This window comes from Xanthomonas hydrangeae, from assembly GCF_032697525.1.
Taxonomy (GTDB): Bacteria; Pseudomonadota; Gammaproteobacteria; order Xanthomonadales; family Xanthomonadaceae; genus Xanthomonas; species Xanthomonas hydrangeae.
The window spans coordinates 4,947,187-4,969,701 of sequence record NZ_CP103836.1; the positions used below are offsets into that span (position 1 = coordinate 4,947,187).

Genomic DNA, 22,515 nt, shown 5'->3' on the forward strand with positions numbered 1-22,515 from the left:
CGCCGTTGCGATTCTCCATTCCCCACTCCCGATTCCCGCTAAAATGCGCCATGAACGAATTCTCCGCGCTGCCGCTGTCGCCGGCCCTGGCCCCCGGCATCGACGCCCTTGGCTACACCGTCCTTACTCCCATCCAGGCGCAAAGCCTGCCGCCGATCCTGCAGGGGCTCGACGTCATCGCCCAGGCGCCGACCGGTAGCGGCAAGACCGCCGCCTTCGGGCTGGGCCTGCTGCAAAAGCTAGATCCCGCGCTGACCCGCGCGCAGGCGCTGGTGCTATGCCCTACCCGCGAGCTGGCCGATCAGGTCGGCAAGCAGCTGCGCAAGCTGGCCACCGGCATTCCGAACATGAAACTGGTGGTGCTCACCGGTGGCATGCCGCTCGGCCCGCAACTGGCCTCGCTGGAAGCGCACGACCCGCAAGTGGTGGTCGGCACGCCCGGACGTATCCAGGAACTGGCCCGCAAGCGCGCCCTGCATCTGGGCGGCGTGCGCACGCTGGTGCTGGACGAGGCCGACCGCATGCTCGACATGGGCTTCGAAGAACCCATCCGCGAGATTGCCAGCCGCTGCGACAAACACCGTCAGAGCCTGCTGTTTTCGGCCACCTTCCCGGACATCATCCGTACGTTGGCGCGCGAGATCCTGAAGGACCCGATCGAAATCACTGTCGAAGGCGCCGACAACGCGCCGGAAATCGACCAGCAATTCTTCGAGGTCGACCCGACCTATCGGCAGAAGGCCGTCGCCGGCCTGCTGCTGCGCTTCAATCCAGAATCCAGCGTGGTGTTCTGCAATACCCGCAAGGAAGTGGACGAAGTGGCTGGTTCGCTGCAGGAGTTCGGCTTCTCTGCACTGGCCCTGCATGGCGACATGGAGCAGCGCGACCGCGATGAAGTGCTGGTGCGCTTCGTCAACCGCAGCTGCAACGTGCTGGTGGCCAGCGATGTGGCCGCCCGCGGACTGGACGTGGAAGACCTGGCGGCAGTAGTCAATTACGAGCTGCCCACCGACACCGAAACCTACCGCCACCGCATCGGCCGCACCGCACGCGCGGGAAAGCGCGGGCTGGCACTCAGCCTGGTGGCCTCACGCGAAACAGGGCGCGCACAGGCACTGGAAGCCGAACAAGGCCAGCCGCTGAAGTGGTCGCGTGCACCGTTGGCCACCGCCCGCCCGGCGCAGCTGCCGCAGGCGGCCATGACCACCTTGCGCATCGACGGCGGCAAGACCGACAAACTGCGTGCCGGCGACATCCTGGGCGCATTGACCGGTGAGGCCGGGCTCTCGGGCGCGGCGATCGGCAAGATCGCGATCTACCCCACCCGCTCCTACGTTGCCATCGCCCGCGCGCACGTCGCCAAGGCGCTGGCGCATCTGCATGCGGGCAAGATCAAGGGACGCCGGTTCCGGGTCAGCAAGCTGTAACCAGCGTGCGGCAGAAATCCTGCCGCCCAATCGGTCGAGCGGCGGCTACAGCGCCTGCCGCAGGATCCACAGGGAAGCGCGCACGCTGGCGCACATGGGCCGATCTGCACACGGCGGCACGACTATTTGCGCTTGTTTGCAGGCCGCCTGAGCGGCGAGACGCGCGGTCGGCAAGACGCCTGGATCAATAGCTCAACGTGGCCAGCAACGGCACGTCATTGGCCCACTTCTCACGGCCCTGCAGCGCCAGCAACTCGACCAGCACCGCCGCGCCGACCACTTCCAGTTCCAGCTGTGCGGCCAGACTCAAGGCCGCGCGCAACGTGCCGCCGGTGGCAAGCACGTCATCGACGATCAATACGCGCGCGCCGCGTGGCAGCGCGTCTTCGTGCATTTCGATGCGATCGCTGCCGTATTCCAGCGCATATTCCTGGACCAGCGTACGCCCGGGCAGTTTGCCGGGCTTGCGCACCGGCACGAACCCGGTGCGCAGTTCGCGCGCCAGCGCCGCACCCAGAATGAAACCGCGCGCTTCGATGCCCAGCACCGCATCCAGCGGCGTGGTGCGCCAGGGCTGCGCCATTTCATCCAGCGCCGAGGCGAAGTCCGGGCCATCGGACAGCAACGGGGTGATGTCCTTGAAGACGATGCCCGGCTTGGGAAAGTCGGCGATGTCGCGGATCCGTTCGGACCATTGGTTGGGCCCGGAAGAATTGGTGCCGGCGCAGCGGGTGCAGTCAGTCATGGTGGCGGTGGCGTCTAGGCCGGTGGGGACCCATCTATTCTAGGCTGCGCGGACTCACGACGCGGCGTTTACGACATACCTGCGTCTGAGCGCGTCAGGAACTGCAGGACAGCATCGAACAACCGGCGCGATCGCGCGCCCAGTCCGGCCGCCGCGCGGCGAACGCGTCGCGGCCCGGCTGGTCGTCGTACGGGCGACGCATCACCTCCAGCAACTCCTGCACGCCCGATGGATCGCCCTGCTCGGCCAGGTCGATCGCCTGCTGCGCCAGATAGTTGCGCAGCACATAGCGCGGATTGGCCAGGCGCATGCGTTCGCGCCGCGCATCCGGCGACAGCGCGTCCTGGCTCAGCCGAGCGGCGTAGCGTCGTAGCCATTCCTGCAACTGCGCGGCATGCGCAAGGTGTTTGTCCTTGTCGTAGAACGCTTCGCGCAGCAACTCCGGATCTGGATGTTCGGGCGCAAATGCGATCAGGCTGCGGAATGTCAGCGTCATGTCCATTTCGGCGCCGTGCATCAATTCGCGCAGCGCATCGATCAGGTGCAGATCCTCGTCGCGACAATCGGCCAGACCCAGCTTGGCGGCGGTGTCGCGGCGGTCGCAGGCCAGATAGGTATCGCGGAAGCGGTCCAGTCCCTGCTGCAACCGCGCCTGGTCGCCGAACAGCGGTGCCAGCGCCTGCGCCAGGCGGCCCAGGTTCCAGTACGCCACTTGCGGCTGGGTGCCGAAGCGATAACGGCGGCCCTGAGCGTCGGTGGTGTTCGGCGTCCAGTCCGGGTCGTAGTCGTCGATCCAGCCATACGGGCCGTAATCGATGGTCAATCCCAGGATCGACATGTTGTCGGTGTTCATTACCCCATGCACGAAACCGACCCGCATCCAGTGCGCCACCATCACCGCCGTGCGCTCGCAGACCTGTGCAAACCATGCCGCGTACAACTCCTCGCCGGCACCTCCCAGTTCCGGGAAATCGCGCGCAATGGTGAAATCGGCCCACTGCCGCAGCAGCGCGACATCGCCACGCGCACTGGGCAGTTCGAAGTTGCCGAAGCGAATGAACGACGGCGCCACCCGGCACACGATCGCGCCCTGCTCGCGTTGTGGTCTGCCGTCGTAGAACATGTCGCGTACCACCGCATCGCCGGTCGTGACCAGACTCAGCGCGCGCGTGGTCGGCACACCCAGATGGTGCATCGCTTCGCTGCACAGGAATTCGCGAATCGACGAGCGCAGCACGGCGCGCCCATCGGCACCACGCGAATACGGCGTCGGGCCGGCGCCCTTGAGCTGCAATTCGTAGCGGCCGCCATCGACCCCGATCGCCTCGCCCAGCGAGATCGCCCGGCCGTCGCCCAACTGACCGGCCCAATGCCCGAACTGGTGCCCGCCGTAATTGACCGCCCACGGCTGCATGCCCGGATACAACGCGTTGCCGCCGAACACCTCGGCAAAACGGGCACTGGCAATCTCGGCCCCGTCCAGCCCGAGTTGCTGCGCCATCTCGGCGGAATAGGCCAGCAGCCTTGGCGCCGCAACCGGTGTCGGCGACACCGACGACCAGGCAGCGACCACATCCCGGCAACGCGGCCCTTCTTCCGGATCACCAGGCAACTGCTGACGCAGACGGTTGTCGAACTGGATATCTGTCATGGCGACAAGCCTAGGCCAGAGCGGGTGAACTTCGCATGGGTGAACCGCGCATCCTATTCGCTACCGGCCTCGTATCCCCCTTCGAGACACGCTGAACTGTCAGCATCCAGCCGCACTCGCACATCACAACAGCCGCAGATTCATTCCTCTTCAGTTATTACAGCGACCCTACCCATGCGCTTGCACACTTCCCGTTGGCTTCGCCCTGCCCTTTTGCTACTCGGCGCGTTAAGCCTGAGTGCCTGCAGCAGCGTGTTCTTCGGCGGCATCAACGCTGCATCCAGCCGCACTGGCGTCATCGAACACCGTCACGAGGTCTTCGACCCGGAACACGGCCTGGCGCTGGACGTCTACCAACCGCGCGGCGCCGTCGATGCGCCGGTGGTCGTGTTTTTCTACGGCGGCACCTGGAAGCGTGGCGCCCGCGCCAACTATCGCTGGGTCGGCCGCTCGTTGGCCCGCCAGGGCATGGTGGTGATGGTGGCCGACTATCGAAAGTACCCGCAGGTCCGACTGGACGGCTTCATGACCGATGCCGCACAGGCCACCGCCTGGAGCCATCAGCACGCACGCGCCTACGGCGGAGACCCAGCCCGCCTGGCGGTGATGGGCCACTCCGCCGGTGCGCACATCGCCGGACTGCTCGCCACCGATCGCCGATGGCTGCAGGCACAGGGCATGCAGCCACGCCAACTCTGCGGTTTCGTCGGCCTCGCAGGCCCTTACGACTTCTCGCCGATGACCGACCCGGAACTGATCCAGATCTTCGGCACCTCACCTGCCGAACAGGAAGCCTCACAACCCATTCGTCATGTGGATGGGGACGAGCCGCCGATGTTGCTGCTGCACGGCGATGCCGACCACGTGGTGGAACCGCGTAACAGCACGGTTCTCGCTGCCGCCGAACAACAGGCGGGAGTCCAGGCGCACCGCATTTTTTATCCAGGAATGGGCCATATGCGTTTGGTGCTGTCACTCCGCAAGGACTCGCAAGTAATGCGCGACACGTTGCAGTTCCTGCGGCAGTGTCGCGCGCCCTGAGGTATGGATGTCGGCGCGCAGGTGGTTGCGCGCGGAATTGGGACGTCGGGATTGGGGAGTTTCAAACCCAGACGAATGGCGGCAAGCAAAGTGATCTCTGCTTGCCGCAGCAGTACGGCTCGCCAAGCCGCTGCCAGCATTACTCTGGGGACTTGCGCCCCATCAGCTCGAACGGGCCGCCCTTCTTCAGCGCGGCCTGATACGCCGGACGCGCTTCGATCCGCTCCAGAAACGCGCGCAAACGCGGATAATTTTCAAATCCGCCACCACGCGCCGCGGCGGCCTGCACCGGAAAGCTCATCTGGATGTCAGCCGCAGTAAAGCGCTCACCGGCGAACCAGTTGCTGGCCTGCAGGGATTGCTCCATCCAGTCCAGGTGCAGCTTGAGTTGCGGGCTGACGAAGCCCGACATCGCCTTGTCCGCAATCGCGCGTGCAATGGGTTTGACGAAGAACGGCATCGGCGCACTGCGAATGCGCGCGAAGATCAGCGTCATCAACAATGGCGGCATCGCCGAGCCTTCGGCGTAATGCATCCAGTAGCGGAACTGCATGCGCTCCGGCGAATCCTGCGGACGCGGCGATGGCGACAGGGCGCATTCGGTGTCGTAGCGTTCGGTCAGATACTCCATGATCGCGCCGGACTCGGCCACGGTCAGATCGCCATCCACAATCAGCGGCGATTTGCCCAGCGGATGGATCGCACGCAATGCGGCCGGTGCCAGCATGGTCTTCGGATCTCGCTCATGCCGCACGAGCTGGTACGGCAGCGCCAGTTCTTCCAGCAGCCACAGCACCCGCTGGGAACGGGAATTATTGAGATGGTGGACAGTGATCATGAGAAGGGCTGCGCGCGGAAAGCGCACATCCTACCCATCCACGCGTCGTCGTCGCGCTCACTCGCGCCTGCGGCCTCGGCGATGCTGACAATCTAAGCGCGTTACTCAAACGAAGCCCAATAAAAAACGCCGGTCGCTTGCGCGACCGGCGTTTTTGGCAACCTTACGGTTGCAGACGGATTAGACCGCCTGCACCTGGTCAGCCTGCATGCCCTTCTGGCCCTGCACGGCGACGAAGGTGACCTTCTGGCCTTCCTGCAGCGACTTGAAGCCGGTGCCCTGGATGGCACGGAAGTGCACGAACAGGTCCGGGCCGCTTTCCGGGGTGATGAAGCCGAAGCCCTTGGCATCGTTGAACCACTTCACGGTACCGTTTAGACGTTCTGACATTTTACTAACTCCTGAACTATTGATTGATAAATCGCAGCGTCCGAAAAGCCGGAGCTGAGACTGAGTTGCAGGCGTTGGTAAAGCGGAACGATGAAGCGAGATCTGTAACGATCCGGCTGCATCAGGCCACGATTCACGGTGACCCTTGCAAACACAGTGCGTGCACAATACTCGCGATTCCAATAAAAAGCGACACCCCGCGTCAAAATTTTTACTATCGGGCCAAATCCGACCGCATGTCAGGCCCCTTCCCTATCGATATCACATTATGAATACGCCATGTACGCCAACCCAGGCGCAGATCTGGGTCGATGCCGATGCCTGTCCTGCCGTGGTCCGCGACATCTTGTTCAGAGCTGCCTTGCGCACCGGCACCGCAGTGACCCTGGTCGCCAATCATTTCCTGCCCACGCCACGCCTGGCGCATGTGCGCGCCGTCCAGGTTCCGGGCGGACCGGACGCGGCCGATGATGCCATTGCCGAACGGGTTGCGGCCGGCGATCTTGTCGTCACGCAGGACATTCCGTTGGCTGCCCGTGTCCTGGAGCAAGGCGCGACCGCCATCAGCCCGCGCGGCGAGCCATTCACCGACAACTCCATCAAGGAGCGCCTGTCGGTACGCAGCTTTCTGGAAGAACTGTGCGGTGCCGGCGTCGCCACCGGTGGGCCGCCTGCGCTGCATGCACGCGACCGCCAGGCGTTTGCTGCGCAACTGGACCGCTGGCTGGCAGTGCAACCGCGCATCTAGCGGCAGCAGCACGCCGGCCTTGCAGCGGCGGCGTATCATGAGCGCCCTTTGCAACCGGCATCCTGATGGCTCTTACCGCCACCGTCCGCAGGGCGGAACTTCAGATCAGCGATATGGACCGTGGCTATTACGCCAACCATTCGCTGACCCTGGCCCAGCACCCCTCCGAAACCGACGAGCGCCTGATGGTGCGGCTACTGGCGTTCGCGCTGTTTGCCGACGACCGGCTGGAGTTCGGCCGCGGGCTGAGCAACGACGAAGAGCCCGACCTGTGGCGGCGCGATTACACCGGCGACCCGGATCTGTGGATCGACCTCGGCCAGCCGGACGAAAGCCGCGTGCGCAAGGCCTGCAATCGCTCGCGTGAGGCAGTGGTGATCGGCTACGGCGGCCAGGCCACCGAAACCTGGTGGAAGAAGCAGGCCAATGCGCTCGGCCGGCAACGCAACCTGCGCGTGCTGGAGCTCGATTCTCAGGCCACCGAGGCGCTTGGCGCCCTGATCCAGCGCGGCATGCGCTTCGATGTGATCATCCAGGACGGCGAGGTGCAGATGCTCGCAGATCAGGGCAACGTCACCCTGACCCCGATGGTGCGGCAAGCTCCGGCCGAATGAGCACGCGTTACGACGTGCTGGTCATCGGTGCCGGCGCGGCCGGACTGATGAGCGCCTTCACCGCCGGCCGACGTGGCCGCCAGGTGCTGGTGATCGACCATGCCAACAAGGTCGGCAAGAAGATCCTGATGTCCGGTGGCGGGCGCTGCAACTTCACCAATACCGGCACCACGCCAGGCAACTTTCTGTCGGCCAACCGGCATTTCTGCAAATCCGCGCTGGCCCGCTACAGCCCGGCGGATTTCGTGGAAATGGTCGAGCGCCACGGCATCGCCTATCACGAGAAAGAGCTGGGCCAGCTGTTCTGCGACATCTCGTCCAAGCAGATCGTGCGCATGTTGCTGGACGAGTGCGAAGCGGCCGGCGTGCAGGTGCGTACCGAGTGCGAAGTACGCTCGGTGCGGCGCGACAGCGATGGTTTCAGTATCGAAACCAGCCAGGGGCGCGTGCAGGCGCAATCGCTGATCGTGGCAACCGGCGGGCTGTCGATTCCGAGCATGGGCGCCAGCGGCTTCGGCTATACGCTGGCCAAACAGTTTGGCCACGAGCTGCTACCGACACGCGCCGGGCTGGTTCCGCTGACGCTGAGTGGCAAGCATCAGGAGCGGCTGCAGGAGTTGTCCGGGCTGGCTTTGCCGGTCGAGGCGCACTGCAACGGGGTCAGCTTCCGCAACTTCATGCTGCTCACCCACCGCGGCGTCAGTGGCCCGGCGATCCTGCAGATCTCCTCTTACTGGCAGCCCGGCGATGATCTGCGCCTGGATCTGCTGCCCGGCCAGGATGCTACAGCCTGGTTGCGCGAACAAAAAAACCAACGCGGCGCCACCGAGCTGCGCAATGTACTGGCCGATGTGCTGCCGCGACGCTTTGCGCAGCGCCTGTGCGAAGTGTGGCTGCCGGACAAGCCGGTGCGTCAGCTCGATCCGCCGCAACTGCAGGCCGCGGCCGACCTGCTCGGCGCATTTCCGCTGGTCGCCAGCGGAACCGAAGGCTACCGTACCGCTGAAGTAACGCTCGGCGGTGTCGATACCAACCAGGTCTCCAGTGCATCCATGGAGTCGCGTCTGGTAGCTGGCTTGTATTTCGTCGGCGAGGTGCTGGATGTGACGGGCTGGTTGGGCGGCTACAACTTCCAGTGGGCATGGGCATCCGGTCACGCCGCAGGAAGCGTCGCTTAAGCCTATGCTGGGTAATAGAACGTGGACCAAGTCTCACTCCGGATGCGGTCTTGTCCACACACATGGACGCCTCCGACCCCCTTCGTGTATTTAGAGCCGTCTTCAGGAAGCAGCGCATGCAGAAAGGTAAAGATCTCACCCTCCGCCTGATGATCGTTGACGACAGTGTCGAGAGCGCGGAGGCGATCGTGACCGCGTTGCGCAACGGCGGCATTGCAGTGCGTCCATCGCGGCCGCAGACCCTGGAAGACCTCGCCAGCATGTTGTCCGGCCAGATCGATCTGGCCCTGCATGGCCAGGCGCTGCAGATTCCGATGAGCGCGCTGCAGCAGCAGATCGCGAGCAGCGGCAAGGACATTCCGATCATTCTGCTGGTCGAACGGATCGAAGAAAACGCGTTGGTCGAGGCCGCCTCGCACGGTATTCGCGCGCTCGTGCTGCGGCATCGTCCGGAGCATCTGCTGGCACTGGTGCGTTCGGAATGGGCCGATCTGCAGGCCCGGCGCGGACTGCGCCGCATCGAAGCGCAGATGCGCGAAACCGAGCGGCGGTGCGATGCCCTGATCGCCTCTTCGCGCGACCCCATCGCCTACGTGCACGAGGGCATGCATATCCGTGCCAACGAGGCGTATCTGGAGATGTTCGGCTTCGAGTCGTTCGAGGATGTCGAGGGCGTGTCGTTGCTGGACATGATCGCCGCGCAGTATGTGGACGATTTCAAGCAGTTGCTCAAGTCGCTGTCCAAGGGCGAACCGCCACCGGCGCAGTACAAGGTCGACGCACGCCGGCTGGAAGGCGACACCTTCCCGGCGACGATGGAATTTGCCACCGCCACGTATGAAGGCGAGCCCTGCATCCAGGTGGTGTTCCGCCGCCGCGAGGAATTCGACCCGGAACTGGCACGCGAGGTCGAAGATCTGCGCCAACGCGATCAGGTCACCGGCCTGCTCAACCGGCCGACCTTCATGGTTGCGCTGGAACAGGCGGTGGCACGGGCCGGTCGCAGCGAAGGCCAATCCGGCTTCCTGCTGATCGAGCCGGACCATTACGCGCGGCTATTGCCCGAAATCGGCCTGGATTCGGCCGACGCGTTGATCGCCGCCCTGGCCGCGCACGTAGCCAGCGTGCTGGATGACAGCGTGGTGGCGGCGCGCTTCGGCGAGCACAGCTTTGCGTTGCTGATGGACGGCAACTACGCGCGCACCCACGCGTTGGCAGACATGGTGCGCGATGCATTCGCGCAGCACGTCTTCAGCATCGGCGCGCGCTCGGCCACGGTCACGGTGAGCATTGGCGGGGTACAGATCGGCGAAAAGATCGCCAGCATCGGCCAGGTACTCAATCGCGGCACCGAGGCGGTACGCACCACCGCCGAGCTCGGCGGCAATGCGGTCAGCATCTATGACCCGGCCGCCTCTGATCGCGCCGAAGAAGAACGCATCGAACGTTGGGTAGAACAGCTGCGCGAAGCACTGGTCGGCGATGGCTTCTCGCTGCACTACCAGCCTGTGCTCAACCTGCAGGGCGAACCGGTGGAGTTGTACCAGGCGTTTTTGCGGCTGGAACGCAATGGCGAAATCATGTCGCCGAACGCGTTTATCGCCATCGCCGAAGAGCACGACCTGATCACCGAAATCGACCGCTGGGTGGTGGCGCGCGCGATTCGCCAGCTCGGCGAGCGGCAACGTGCCGGACACAAGACACACCTGTTGGTGCGGATCGGACCGAACTCGTTCTCCGACCCACAGATGATCGACACCATCCGCGAGCAGTTGGCGGTGTACGGCGTGCCCGGCGAGCGGCTGTGGCTGCAGACGCCGGAATCGAAGGTGTTCACGCATCTGCGCAACGCGCAGCAGTTTCTGGCCTCGCTGTCTTCGATGGGCTGCAAGGTGGGGCTGGAACAATTCGGTTCTGGCCTGGATTCGTTCCAGTTGCTGGCGCACTTCCAGCCGGCATTTCTCAAGCTGGATCGGGGTATCACCGGCGATGTCGCATCGGCCCGCGAAAGTCAGGAAAAAATTCGCGAGATCACCTCGCGCGCGCAACCGGCCGGCATTCTCACCGTGGCCGAATTCGTGGCCGATGCGCAGTCGATGAGCAACTTCTTCAGTGCCGGTGTGGACTATGTGCAAGGCGACTTCGTCGCACCGACCGGGCCGTTGATGAACTACGAGTTCGGTTGAAGGCCTTGCCGAGGCAAGCGAAAGACCAACAATCAAAGCTAGGTGAGTCGAGGGCGCGGTGCCCTCACCGCTCGCGGGACACGCCGCAAGTACATCAATGTAGGCTCGGTGGCGGCATCCATGCCGCCACACGGTCCCGCAATCGGCGAGGCACCGCACCAGAAAGATTGCTGGTCGCTTTGTTGAAAGCCATGCACATCGACCATCTCGACTGGTCCTTGCCCGCCCACCGTCGCGGGACCTCACGCGGCATCGATGCCGCGTAAGAGCTTACAAGGACGTACTTGCAGCGTGTCCCGCGATGGTGGGCGGGCAAGGGCCCCGCTGCCAAGCCACAGATCAGCCGCTCTGCCTTGTGGCGTGTCCCTCGATGGTGGGCGGGCAAGGGCCCTGCAGCCAGGGTGCAAATCAGCGGCTCTATAACCGATCTATCCACGCTAACCAACCACTTCAAGACAATCGACAGCAGTGAAGTCTTATCGCGCAGTGCCATTCGCGGCACGCAGCGTGGCGATACGCTCGGTCAGCGGCGGGTGGCTCAGGAACAGACGACGCAAGCCGTCACCCACACCACCGGAGATCCCGAACGCCTGCACCTGCGAAGGCAAGGTGTTCTGGCCGTGATTGAGCGACAAACGCTCCAGCGCGGCGATCATCTTGCTGCGTCCTGCCAGCTGCGCACCACCGGCATCGGCGCGGAACTCGCGGCGGCGCGAGAACCACATCGCGATCATGGTCGCAAACAAGCCGAACACCATCTCCAGCGCGAACACGATGATGTAGTACGCAAAGCCGCGGCCGCCTTCGCGATTGTTGGAGATGGCGCCGTCGATGACCCCGCCGACCACCCGCGCCAACACGATCACGAAGGTATTGAGCACGCCTTGCAGCAGCGCCATGGTGACCATATCGCCGTTGGCGACGTGCGCGATTTCGTGGCCCAGCACCGCTTCGGCCTCGTCCTGGCTCATGTTCTGCAGCAGGCCGGTGGACACCGCCACCAACGCGTTGTTGCGGTTGGCGCCAGTGGCGAAGGCATTGATCTCCGGGCCGTCGTAGATCGCCACTTCCGGCATGCCGATGCCGGCCGCCTGCTACTGGCGACGCACGGTCTCCAGCAGCCAGCGCTCGGTCGGCGTGCGCGGTTCGGTGATGACATGGGCGCCGGTGCTGCGCTTGGCCATGAACTTGGACAGCAGCAAGGAAACGAGCGACCCACCAAAACCGAACACGGCCGCCATCACCAGCAAGCCGCTCATCTGCGCGGGATTGACGCCCAGCACCGACATCACGATGCCGGCCAGCATCAGCACCGCAAAATTGGTCAGCAGAAACAGGAAAATGCGGTTGAACATGGCGCGATGACTCCACACATGCGGGAATGAACTGCTGCGGATTTGCGGCCGCCAGCGCTTGAAATCAAGCAAGCATCTGACCGACGATTCAGCTGCCCATGTCATCACCCAGCTACCGCGGACGTTTTGCGCCCTCCCCCACCGGCCCCCTGCACTTCGGCTCCCTGCTGGCGGCCTTCGGCAGCTGGCTGCTCGCACGGCATGCCGGCGGTGAGTGGTGCGTGCGCATCGAAGACATCGACCCGCCGCGTGCCGAGCCGGGCGCCACCAAACGCCAGTTGCGCACGTTGGCGGCATTCGGGCTGAGCCCGGACATCCCTGTGATATATCAGTCCGATCGCGACGCGCAGTACGCCGCAGCCCTGACCACGCTGCTGGAGGCCGGGCTGGCCTTCGAATGCAGCTGCAGCCGCGCCGATCTTGCGGGCATGGACGGCATCCACCACGCCTGTGTGGCGCCGCTGGGTACCCGCCGCGCGGTGCGCCTGCGGGTGCCGCCGCAGGCGCCGGTCGGCTTCGACGACGCACTGCAGGGCCACGTGATGCAGGACGTGTATGCCGAGGTGGGCGATGTGGTGCTGCGCCGCGCCGATGGCTACTGGGCCTACCAGCTGGCGGTGGTGGTGGACGATGCCGCGCAAATCATCACCGATGTGGTGCGTGGCGCGGACCTGCTCGACTCCACCCCGCGCCAGCTGCTGCTGCAGCGCGCCCTGGGCCTGCCGCAGCCGCGCTATCTGCACCTGCCGCTGATCCTGGATGGCGACGGCCGCAAGCTGTCCAAGTCGCACGACGCCCCCGCACTGGACGATGCCGACCCGCTGCCGGCCCTGCACGCCGCCTGGGCCGCACTAGGACAGAACGCGGCAGCGCTGCCGCGGCATGCTGCAATCGACACGCTGCTGCAACATGCCGTGCAGCATTTTTCGCCCCAACTGCTGCCCCGCCACCACCTCCGAACGTGACCGAGCGCGCATCACAGCGCCTGCGTGACTAGAATTGCGACCCAGCACCGGCAACCGGGCGCGGCGCCAGCGTCCGCGTTCCACTCGCCTACCATCTGTTCATTGGAGTCGTCATGACATCTCGCGTCGCATTGATCACCGGCGGCACCGGCGGCATCGGCACCGCAATCTGCAAGCGCCTGGCCGACCAGGGGCACCGGGTCGCCAGCAATTTCCGCAATGCCGAAAAAGCCCGCGCATGGCAGCAGCGCATGCAGGCGCAGGGCTACGAGTTCGCCCTGTTTCGCGGCGATGTGGCCTCCTCCGAGCATGCGCGCGCCTTGGTCGAGGAAGTGGAAGCCTCACTCGGGCCGATCGAAATACTGGTCAACAACGCCGGCATCACCCGCGATACCACCTTCCACCGCATGACCGCCGAGCAGTGGCATGAGGTCATCAATACCAACCTCAATTCGGTGTTCAACGTCACCCGCCCGGTGATCGAGGGCATGCGCAAGCGCGGCTGGGGCCGGGTGATCCAGATCAGCTCCATCAACGGATTGAAGGGCCAGTACGGGCAGGCCAACTACGCCGCCGCCAAGGCCGGCATGCACGGCTTCACCATCTCGCTGGCGCGCGAAAACGCGGCATTCGGGGTGACCGTCAACACCGTCTCACCAGGCTACGTGGCCACCGACATGGTGATGGCGGTGCCGGAAGAGGTGCGCGCCAAGATCGTTGCCGACATCCCCACGGGGCGGCTGGGTCGCCCGGAAGAGATCGCCTATGCGGTGGCATTTCTGGTCGCGGAAGAGGCCGCCTGGATCACCGGATCCAACCTGGATATCAACGGCGGCCATCACATGGGCTGGTAGCGTTTGCTGCACCTTCGCGCTGCAGCATGAAATTTCCTTAGAAATCATGCTGCGCAGCATTTTTTAGGTGTCTACTTAAGAAAATAAGGCTTTTTGCTGTTGCAAGCGCTGTTGCGGTGCGCCATCCTGCGCGCACTATCGTTGTGAGTGAACGTTCCATGGCCGGACTTCGCATCATCAAGAAGTATCCCAATCGCCGTCTTTACGACACGGAAATTTCTAGCTACATCACCATAGAGGATGTGCGTCAGCTCATCATCGACGGCGAAGAATTCGAAGTACGCGACGCCAAGAGTGGCGAAGACCTCAGTCGCGCCGTATTGCTGCAGATCATTGCCGACCGCGAACAGGACGGCGAGCCGATGCTTTCCACCCAGTTGCTGAGTCAGATCATCCGTTTCTACGGCGACTCGCTGCAGGGCTTCATGGGCAATTACCTGGAGCGCAGCATGCAGGTGTTCCTGGATCAGCAGCAGCAGTTTCGCCAGCAGATGGGCAACCTGCTTGGGCAGACCCCGTGGGCGATGATGAATCAGCTGACCGAGCGCAACCTGGAGTTGTGGCAGGAATTCCAGCGCAATTTCGGCGCCGGCTTCGGGCGTCCAGGTGGCCCCGGCATGCCGCCGACACCACCGGGCTCCACGGGTGTGGGCAGCGGCCCGATGGGGACCGGCACGCATAAGGGAACCGGTACGCATCACGCTGCCGGTACCACAGGAACCACCGGCAAGGCCCGCAATCGCGGGTGAAAGACGACGGCTGCGCGGGAGCATGACATGCTCCCGCGCAGCCGGATCAGCGGCCGGCCTGCTCCGTGCAGGCCGAGCAGATCCGCTCCACGTGGTAGCCACGTGCACGCAGACGCTCGACCACGCCGTCGCTACCCAGCAGATGCAGCGTACCGACCACCACCAGCGTGGTTCCGCTGCCTTTACCTAGCCGTTGCTCCAGGAGCGGTACCCAACGCGCATTGCGCTCGACGTTGATGTCCTGGTACAGCGCCGGGTATTGCCGACGCATGTCTTCGGCCATTTGCGTGGACAGCGTATGCACATCGCCATTGCGCCAGGCCGTGTGCAGCTGACGCACCTGATCGGTGGCCTCCGCCTCGTCCAGCGACTCTTCCAGCAACTGATGCTGCTCGGTGGGCGACATGCCATCGAGCATGGCGATCTGTTGTTCGGCGCGCTCCAGGCCATCTGCCGGTTTGCCCTTGGCCTGCGCCTGCTCCATCAGGTAATGATCCAGACCGGCGTCCGGGTCCATGCCTTGCCGGCTCATCTCGGCCAGGCTGATCGTCAATGCGACAAACCAGGGCTCGAGTGGCTGCAGGGTATCGAGCGACATGCCGTATTTGCGCGCGTAGGCGCTCAAGGCCTGCCAGGTTTTTGCATCGAGCGCGTCCTGCAACCGGCGCCCGTCGGTGCGCCGTGCCGCCTGCAGCATGCGGCCGGCCAACTCCGGCGATTGCGCATCGGAGGGCGGTAGTTCGAACACCAGCCGGTCGGCCTTGGCGAAGGCCTGCATGACATCCGGCGACAGCGGGTAATCGCTGGGCTTGAGTACATGGAACGAGCCCAGTAGATACAGCGTGCCGCCCTTGCCATCGACCTTCCACAACAACGGCACCGGCGGGCCGGCCGCAGCCTCGCCGCCGGCACGCGCCCAGGTCGGTGCTACCGCCCCGCTCCACAGCGCCACGCAGATCAGTGCGCCGCTGCACCATGTTGCAAATCGGGTTCGCGCGCTTGTCTTTACCACGTCGGGTTTCTTCACGTCAGTGCGGCACCTTGTAAGCCTTCTCGCCCGCCGACACGGTCAGGTCGATACGATTTTCCGGTGGCGGCAACAGACAGGTCGCGAACGGCGTAAACGCGCACGGCGGGGTGTAGGCGCGATTGAAGTCGATCACCACATGCCCGGAGGCATCGGCGACATCCAGATCCAGAAAGCGCCCGGCCGGGTAGCTCCCATGCCCGCTGGTACGGTCGGCAAACACCACGAACATCGGCCGCCCCGGTTCGCCGATGGTTTCCAGCCCATAGGGCCTGCCGTCGCGCTCGAATTCGACTGCCCCCGCGTTCGGCTGCTCGCTGCTGATGCCCACGATATCCACCATCGGGATGGTCTTGCCGACATCGTTGGGCACGTAGCGTCCGCTGATACGCCAGGACGGATCGACTGGCCAGTATTCCAAACCGGCGAAGCCGGTGCGCGATGGTGCATCGGCATGCTTGACCCGCAGCGCATTGCGGTCGCCGCGACGGATCAGGCTCAACACGCCCTTGCCGTCATCGAAATGGATCAAGGTCGGCTGTGGGTCGTCATCGGAGTGGAAGCGGATCCTGCCGGTCAGCGGTTTGCCATCGGCTGTCAGCGCTGCGCCGCGCTCGGGCACGAACCAGACCGTGTTGCCCTCGGAGGACACCATGCCCATTTTGGGCGGCCCGACCGCCAGCTTGATGCCGCTGTCGGCGCTGCTGCCGATGTAATGCGCTTTCAGCGATAGCCAATGCAGGCCGACCAGACTTGTCCAGCCATCTGGCGCACGCAGCTCTGCCAGGCGGGCTTCGCGCCAGGCGGCATTGTCGGCCAGGAATGTCTTGTCCAGGGCGACGGGCGCAGCCGGCGGCGGTGCGTCTTGCACGCACCCGGCCAGCGTCATGAGCACCAGCATGCCGAGCAGCCAGTGCTTCCCCTTGTGCAACCCAGCCATCAACGCCCCCTGAGAAACCAACGATCGATTTCGCCCAGCGTAAACCGTGCCCAGGTCGGTCGGCCATGGTTGCATTGGCCGGAGCGCTCGGTGGCTTCCATATCGCGCAGCAGCGCGTTCATTTCGGGCACGGTGAGGCGCCGATTCGCACGCACTGCACTGTGACAGGCCATGGTCGACAGCAGCTCGTCACGCGCAGTGGCGATGCGGCGGCTCTGACCGTGTTCGCGCAGGTCGCCGAGCACATCGCGCAACAGCGCTTCCGGCTCGGCATTGGCCAGCAGCGCGGGAATGCTGCGTACATGCAGCGATTGCGGGCCGGCGCGAGTGATCTCGAAGCCCAGGCTGGCCAGCGTCTCGGCTTCGCGCTCGGCGGTGTCGGCTTCGCGTTCGCCCACTGCCAGCGTCATCGGCACCAGCAGCGGCTGCGCGTGCAAACCGATGCTGTCGTGCGCGTTCTTGAGCCGTTCGTAACCGATGCGTTCGTGCGCGGCGTGCATGTCCACCACGATCAAGCCCTCGGCGTTTTCGGCCAGGATGTAGATGCCATGCAATTGCGCGACGGCATAACCGAGCGGCGGTACACCGCTGTCTTGCGAGGTGGCAGGCAAGCCGGTGCCGGAGAAGGTCTGCATGGCCGCGGACTGCTGCTGTGCGCTGCCGGATGGCGGTGCGTACAGCGCGCTGTACGCGGCGCGCGCTTCATCCACACGCAGGCCCAAGGGTGTTTGCGATGGCGTCCAGTTGCCGTAGCCACTGCCGCCGCCACTGCCGGTTGCGCCACCGTAGTTCGGAGTGTTGGCCATTCCATTCGATGCAGCACCGGTGTCGCTGGCGCCTTCCGTACCGATGCTGTTGGGCATCGCGCCGGCACGCGTGTGCGCCAACGCGTCCTGCAAGGTGCGATACACGAAATCGTGGATCAGCCGCGCCTCGCGGAAGCGCACCTCATGCTTGGCCGGGTGCACGTTGACGTCCACGCGCGCCGGGTCCAGTTCCAGAAACAACACATACGCCGGCTGGCGGCCATGGAACAGCACATCGCCATAGGCCATCTTCACCGCATGCGCCACGCTGCGATCGCGCACCGAACGGCCGTTGACGTAAAGATATTGCTGGTCGGTACTGGCGCGCGAGTAATGCGGTTGCGCGACCCAACCATGCAGGCGCAGACCGGCGCCGCTGTGATCCACGCGCAAGGCCTGTCGTGCGAAATCTTCGCCCAAGGTTTCGCCAAGACGCGCATCCGAATACAGATCGCCCGGCTTGTAGCGGCGCGAGGGTTTGCCGTTATGCGCCACGCGCAATTCCACATCCGGCCGCGCCAGTGCCAGCGAGCGCAACCATTCTTCGATATGCCCGAGCTCGGTGCGCTCGGCACGCAGGAACTTGCGCCGCGCCGGCACGTTGTAGAACAGCTCGCGCACTTCCACCGTGGTGCCCGGCGCATGCGCACGCGGCGTCACTTCGCCCAGGCGGCCGCCTTCGATTTCCAACGCGGAGCCATGTTCGGCATCGTGGCGGCGCGAGACCAGGGTGAAGCGGCTGACCGAGGCGATCGACGGCAAGGCTTCACCGCGAAAACCGAGTGTGGCCACGGTTTCCAGATCGTCCAGCGAGGCGATCTTGCTGGTGGCATGCCGCGACACCGCCAACGGCAGTTCGTCCCGCGGGATGCCGCCGCCGTTGTCGCGGATACGGATCAAGCGCACGCCGCCTTCCTCCAGTTCGATATCCACGCGGGTGGCGCCGGCATCGAGCGCGTTTTCGACCAATTCCTTGACCACCGACGCGGGCCGCTCGACCACTTCGCCGGCGGCAATCTGGTTGATCAGGATGTCGGGCAGCTGACGAATCGCCATCAGCGCAGGCACTCGCGCTGGTCGCAGACTGGGAAGCGCATCGAGGGTGTAGCGGGCAAGACGGACGTCGGCACGGCAATCCGGCGGCGCGCAGGCGCCGTCATCAAGGAATCAGTGCGGAATGATAGCCGAGCGGGTCAACGGCTGCCGCCGGCCACGGTGCCGGCGCTTGCATCGGCTTCGGCCTGCGCACGCGCGGCGAACAGCGTGCCCGGTGGCGGCTGGCGGGTGAAGAAGGTATCGATGCCGTCCAGCACGGCCGAGGCGATCTTGCGCTGGTAGGCCGGATCGATCAGGCGACGCTCTTCATCCGGATTGGAGATGAAGGCGGTTTCCACCAGCATCGCCGGCATGTCCGAGGTCCGCAGTACCGCGAAGTTGGCGCGTTCCAGAAACGGCTTGTGGTTGTTGCCGATCCGCTTGAGCCCGCCGAGCACGTGGCCGGCAGCATCCTCGGACGCTTTCATATGGCCGCTCTGCGCCAAGTCCAGCAACACATTGGCGAGCGTGCTTTCGGTCTGCTGCAAGCGCACGCCACCGACCAGATCCGCAGCATTTTCCTTGTCGGCCAGCCAGCGCGCACGCTGCGAGGAGGCCCCCTTGGTCGACAGCACGTAGACCGATGAACCGGTTGCGCTGCGATTTTCTGCGGCATCGGCGTGGATCGAGATGAAGATGTCGGCCTTGGCGGCGCGCGCTTTTTGCGCGCGCATCGGCAGCGGAATGAACACGTCGGTGTCGCGCGTCATGTAGGCCTTCATGCCGGGCGTGGCGTTGATCTGGCGCGCCAGTTCGCGGCCGACCGCCAGGGTGACGTCTTTTTCGCGCTTGCCGGTGGGGCCCATCGCACCTGGGTCCTGGCCACCGTGGCCGGGATCGATTGCCACGATCAACGGGCGCATGCCCGGCGCCATCTTGATCCGCGAGGCTTCGCTGGGCAGGACCGGGCGCGGTGGAATGTCGTCATTGTCTGCGCCCGCAACGGCGCCGGAGGCCGGGTTCGGCATGCTTGCCGCGTTGTTGCCGGACGCCGCGCTCATCGGCGCGTTGCCACCGTTCAAGATCGCAGCCGGCGATGCAGCGTTGCCCGACATCGCCACACCTGCTGCTGCATTGGCGGTCGTGACAGTGACGCGATTGGGAGTGTTGTTGGTAGCGTTTGCCGGCATAGCCGTACCGGTCGTCACCGTGGTCGTAGCAACGCCGGGACGCGGCGTCGGCACCCCCGTGGCGACCGTGGTCGGGACGGGCGCCGTCGTAACGGTAGGCATCGCCGATGCAGGCACGTATGGCGCTGGTGCTGGCGGCGGTGGCGCGGATGAGGCGCGCTGCGCAGATGCAGCCAAGGCGGCGGTCGCACGCGCTGCTTCTGCCTGTGCATTGACGGGCGGCTGCGCAATCGCTGGGCGCGGCACCGGCATCGCTGCAGGCGCTGTCGTCGTGGCGGCGGCCGTGGCCGCAACCGGCGTCGGATCGCCCGGCCACTCGATCACCAAGGTCGAGGCACTGCCCAGCGTCTGCATCTGCGGCTTCAGCGGCGTGACCGGCGTTGCCAGCTCGAACACCACCCGGAACGTGCCGGGCACCGGCTGGCCAGTGCGAACCGAAGTCACCAGACCGGCAGCGGCAGGCAGCTTGAGACCACGCACGCCCGCAGAATCGGGAAAATCCACCACCAACCGATTGGGGTTGGCCAACGACAGCGTCTTGAAGCCGCCGCTGCCGGCAAGCTGAATCTCGGCGCGCGTGCCGGTTGCACCGGTGCTGACACCAACGCTCTTGATTTCGCCGGCCCACGCAGCAAAAACCGCCAGGCTCAGGCTGGCGGTCAGGGCAGAAACACAGAACTGGCGGATCCCCGGTGTCATGGGGCTGGATTCAATCACCCAATAGTGTCAATTGCAAGGTGATTTCCCTTAATAATCCACAACCTGGCGTTCATTGTTCTTGTGAGCCGACAGAAAGCGCCTGCAACTCGGGGTGCTGTGCCAGACGTGCCAGCCAGCCGCGCCCGGTTTCGCTTCGGCCCAACAGCTTGACGCTGCGACCCTCGCCTTCAACGGCCAGTTCCACATCCAGATCCACCGGCGGCAGTGCGCCTGCGCCACGTTCCGGCCATTCGACCAGCCACAGGCTCGCGCTGCCCTCGTCGAGCCCGAGAAAGTCCAATTCGCCGGCATGCCCGATGCGGTACAGATCCAGGTGCCAGGCCTCGTCGCCGGTACTGAGCCGATAGCGCTCGACCAAGGTGTAGGTGGGGCTGCGGATCGGCCCGGTAACGCCGAGTGCGCGCAACAGCGCGCGCGCCAGGGTGGATTTGCCGGCGCCGAGATCGCCATGTAGCTGCACCATCGCAGTCGTTGGTCGCACTGCGGCCAGGGCCTGGCCCAGGGTTTCGGTGGCCTGCGCATCGACCAGTTGTGCGGTGAGTTGGTTCATGCAATGGCCCCGGCGTTGGCCAGGCGCCGCAGTTCGGGTAACAAATCCGTTGGCAGCAGGCCGCGCTCGCCATCGCGCGCAGCCGCGTCGCCAGCGCAGGCATGCAACAAGGCGCCCAGGCTGGCGGCATCGAGCGGCGACCGGCCCTGCGCCAGCAAGGCGGCGATCACGCCGGTCAGCAGATCGCCCATGCCGCCCACCGCCATGCCCGGATTGCCGGCGTCGATGATGCGTGGCACTGCGTGCGGCGCGGCGACCACGCTGCCGGCGCCTTTCAGCACCACAACCGCGTCGAACCGCTTGGCCAAGGCGTCTGCGGCGGCCAGACGGTCGCGCTGGACGTGTGCGGTGGACAGGTCAAGCAAACGGCCAGCCTCGCCGGGATGTGGGGTCAACACGCGCGGCCCGCGGCTCGGCACTGCGTTGGCAGCCAGCAGATTCAGGCCGTCGGCATCGATGACGACCGCGGTATCCGAGGCAAGCACCGCATGCCATAACGCCTGCGCCCAGGCGTCCTGACCCAGGCCCGGCCCCAGTGCGACCACATTGGCCGCATTGGCCAGTGCGGCGATGTCGTCGTCGGCCTGCACCGCGCGCACCATTGCTTCCGGGCAGCGCGCGAGCAGCGGCGCAACGTGCTCGCCGCGGGTGGCGACCTGCACCAGCCCTGCCCCGCTGCGTAGGGCCGCTTCGGCGGTGAGCATGATCGCGCCGCCGCTGCCAAGGTTGCCGCCCACGCACAGCACCCGCCCGGATTCGCCCTTGTGCGTATTGCGTCGACGCGGCCGCAACTGCGCGGCCAAGGCGTCGATGTCCCAACTGTGCGCGGCAGGCGTCAGCCCGTCGAACGCGGCATCCGGCACCTCAAGCGAGGCAATCGCGCGCTCGCCGGCATGCTCCAGCGCATCGCCGGTGTACAGCCCGATGTGCGGCACGATGAACTGCAAGGTGGCATCCGCGCGCACTGCGGCATCGAAGGCCACGCCGTGATCGGCATCGATGCCGCTGGGCATATCCAGCGCGAACACCGGCACGCCGGCTGCGTTGATGGCCTCGATCAACCTCGCGGTCTCGGCATCCGGCGCGCGGTTGAGGCCGATGCCGAACAGCGCATCGACGATCACATCGGCCTGCGCCAGCGGAGACGGAAACAACGCGATCGCGCCACCAACGCCCAGGTAATCGGTGCAGGCCCGCTGTGCCAGCGCCGAGGCCGGGCCGTGTTCTGGAAGATGCACCACCCGCACATCACGCCCGGCCCGCTGCGCCAGGCGCGCCAGTACATAGCCATCGCCACCGTTGTTGCCGGTGCCGCACACCACCACGATGCGGCGCGCTTGCGGCCAGCGCTCCAGCAGGTAATGCCAGGCGGCCTGCCCGGCGCGTTGCATCAACAGATAGCCATCGCCACCGAGCAGCGCGGTGGCCTGCGCATCCAGCCTGCGCGCGGCGGCGGTGTCGTAAAGATCGAGCGGTGCGTACATGCCGGGAATTCTATACTTGTCG

The 22,515-nt window shown here is 65.2% G+C and carries 19 protein-coding genes and 1 pseudogene; 9 read left to right on the forward strand and 11 right to left on the reverse strand.

The features are described from left to right. The first annotated feature begins 50 nt into the window (after window positions 1-50). The gene (dbpA, locus tag NYR97_RS20920) at window positions 51-1,427 is read left to right on the forward strand and encodes an ATP-dependent RNA helicase DbpA (protein ID WP_006452773.1); all 1,377 of its coding nucleotides are present in this window, start codon (window positions 51-53) and stop codon (window positions 1,425-1,427) included. A gap of 184 nt (window positions 1,428-1,611) precedes the next feature. On the opposite strand, the gene NYR97_RS20925 is transcribed toward dbpA, so the two are convergent. Together NYR97_RS20925 and NYR97_RS20930 are read right to left on the reverse strand one after the other, a co-directional pair. Further along, the gene (locus NYR97_RS20925) at window positions 1,612-2,172 is read right to left on the reverse strand and encodes an adenine phosphoribosyltransferase (protein WP_210763332.1); all 561 of its coding nucleotides are present in this window, start codon (window positions 2,170-2,172) and stop codon (window positions 1,612-1,614) included. Window positions 2,173-2,266: 94 nt separating this feature from the next. After that, window positions 2,267-3,823: a protein adenylyltransferase SelO gene (locus NYR97_RS20930; RefSeq protein ID WP_316695570.1), complete on the reverse strand. Its 1,557-nt coding sequence runs from the start codon at window positions 3,821-3,823 to the stop codon at window positions 2,267-2,269. A 174-nt stretch (window positions 3,824-3,997) separates the two neighbouring features. Here NYR97_RS20930 and NYR97_RS20935 point away from each other — a divergent pair, with 174 nt between their 5' ends. Further along, entirely contained in the window at window positions 3,998-4,864 is an 867-nt protein-coding gene (locus NYR97_RS20935; RefSeq protein ID WP_205394532.1) for an alpha/beta hydrolase, read from the forward strand. A gap of 139 nt (window positions 4,865-5,003) precedes the next feature. Here the strand turns inward: NYR97_RS20935 and NYR97_RS20940 are convergent, their stop codons facing one another. Both NYR97_RS20940 and NYR97_RS20945 read right to left on the reverse strand, forming a co-directional pair. Beyond that, complete coding sequence (locus NYR97_RS20940) at window positions 5,004-5,702, reverse strand: glutathione S-transferase (RefSeq protein ID WP_316695571.1); 699 nt, start codon at window positions 5,700-5,702, stop codon at window positions 5,004-5,006. 180 nt (window positions 5,703-5,882) lie between these two features. Further along, entirely contained in the window at window positions 5,883-6,092 is a 210-nt protein-coding gene (locus tag NYR97_RS20945; protein ID WP_205394530.1) for a cold-shock protein, read from the reverse strand. A 268-nt stretch (window positions 6,093-6,360) separates the two neighbouring features. Here NYR97_RS20945 and NYR97_RS20950 point away from each other — a divergent pair, with 268 nt between their 5' ends. The 4 genes from NYR97_RS20950 (at window position 6,361) to NYR97_RS20965 (ending at window position 10,818) form a co-directional block, all read left to right on the forward strand. Next, window positions 6,361-6,840, forward strand: coding sequence for a YaiI/YqxD family protein (locus tag NYR97_RS20950; protein ID WP_316695572.1), 480 nt, complete (start codon window positions 6,361-6,363; stop codon window positions 6,838-6,840). Between the two features lie 65 nt (window positions 6,841-6,905). Continuing rightward, window positions 6,906-7,454, forward strand: coding sequence for a YaeQ family protein (locus tag NYR97_RS20955; protein ID WP_210763329.1), 549 nt, complete (start codon window positions 6,906-6,908; stop codon window positions 7,452-7,454). Then, window positions 7,451-8,632, forward strand: a complete 1,182-nt coding sequence (locus tag NYR97_RS20960; RefSeq protein WP_316695574.1) for a BaiN/RdsA family NAD(P)/FAD-dependent oxidoreductase — start codon at window positions 7,451-7,453, stop codon at window positions 8,630-8,632. The genes NYR97_RS20955 and NYR97_RS20960 overlap by 4 nt, the downstream gene beginning before the upstream one ends. Before the next feature lie 116 nt (window positions 8,633-8,748). Beyond that, the gene (locus tag NYR97_RS20965; protein WP_205394527.1) at window positions 8,749-10,818 is read left to right on the forward strand and encodes a GGDEF/EAL domain-containing response regulator; all 2,070 of its coding nucleotides are present in this window, start codon (window positions 8,749-8,751) and stop codon (window positions 10,816-10,818) included. 476 nt (window positions 10,819-11,294) lie between these two features. On the opposite strand, the pseudogene htpX reads toward NYR97_RS20965, so the two are convergent. Next, window positions 11,295-12,173: pseudogene (gene htpX, locus NYR97_RS20970) on the reverse strand (protease HtpX). A 98-nt stretch (window positions 12,174-12,271) separates the two neighbouring features. On the opposite strand from htpX, the gene gluQRS reads away from it, so the two are divergent. The 3 genes from gluQRS (at window position 12,272) to phaR (ending at window position 14,741) form a co-directional block, all read left to right on the forward strand. Next, window positions 12,272-13,138 carry a tRNA glutamyl-Q(34) synthetase GluQRS gene (gene gluQRS / locus NYR97_RS20975; RefSeq protein WP_316695575.1) on the forward strand — a complete coding sequence of 289 codons (867 nt, stop codon included), beginning with the start codon at window positions 12,272-12,274 and terminating at the stop codon, window positions 13,136-13,138. A 113-nt stretch (window positions 13,139-13,251) separates the two neighbouring features. Next, on the forward strand, window positions 13,252-13,992 hold the full coding sequence (gene phbB, locus NYR97_RS20980) for a beta-ketoacyl-ACP reductase (protein ID WP_205394524.1): 741 nt from the start codon (window positions 13,252-13,254) through the stop codon (window positions 13,990-13,992). A 158-nt stretch (window positions 13,993-14,150) separates the two neighbouring features. After that, on the forward strand, window positions 14,151-14,741 hold the full coding sequence (gene phaR / locus NYR97_RS20985) for a polyhydroxyalkanoate synthesis repressor PhaR (RefSeq protein ID WP_316695576.1): 591 nt from the start codon (window positions 14,151-14,153) through the stop codon (window positions 14,739-14,741). Between the two features lie 46 nt (window positions 14,742-14,787). Here phaR and NYR97_RS20990 read toward each other — a convergent pair whose 3' ends face one another. From NYR97_RS20990 to NYR97_RS21015, 6 genes are all read right to left on the reverse strand, one after another. Next, window positions 14,788-15,753 carry a TraB/GumN family protein gene (locus NYR97_RS20990; RefSeq protein ID WP_316698414.1) on the reverse strand — a complete coding sequence of 322 codons (966 nt, stop codon included), beginning with the start codon at window positions 15,751-15,753 and terminating at the stop codon, window positions 14,788-14,790. A 16-nt stretch (window positions 15,754-15,769) separates the two neighbouring features. Next, window positions 15,770-16,708, reverse strand: coding sequence for a DUF1684 domain-containing protein (locus tag NYR97_RS20995; protein WP_316695578.1), 939 nt, complete (start codon window positions 16,706-16,708; stop codon window positions 15,770-15,772). Then, window positions 16,708-18,570, reverse strand: coding sequence for a DNA mismatch repair endonuclease MutL (gene mutL, locus NYR97_RS21000; protein ID WP_316695579.1), 1,863 nt, complete (start codon window positions 18,568-18,570; stop codon window positions 16,708-16,710). Before mutL ends, NYR97_RS20995 begins: the two co-directional genes overlap by 1 nt. A 137-nt stretch (window positions 18,571-18,707) precedes the next feature. After that, window positions 18,708-20,438, reverse strand: a complete 1,731-nt coding sequence (locus tag NYR97_RS21005) for an N-acetylmuramoyl-L-alanine amidase (RefSeq protein ID WP_316695581.1) — start codon at window positions 20,436-20,438, stop codon at window positions 18,708-18,710. Between the two features lie 70 nt (window positions 20,439-20,508). Beyond that, on the reverse strand, window positions 20,509-21,009 hold the full coding sequence (gene tsaE, locus NYR97_RS21010) for a tRNA (adenosine(37)-N6)-threonylcarbamoyltransferase complex ATPase subunit type 1 TsaE (RefSeq protein WP_316695583.1): 501 nt from the start codon (window positions 21,007-21,009) through the stop codon (window positions 20,509-20,511). Continuing rightward, window positions 21,006-22,493: an NAD(P)H-hydrate dehydratase gene (locus NYR97_RS21015; RefSeq protein ID WP_316695584.1), complete on the reverse strand. Its 1,488-nt coding sequence runs from the start codon at window positions 22,491-22,493 to the stop codon at window positions 21,006-21,008. Before NYR97_RS21015 ends, tsaE begins: the two co-directional genes overlap by 4 nt. Window positions 22,494-22,515: the final 22 nt, after the last annotated feature.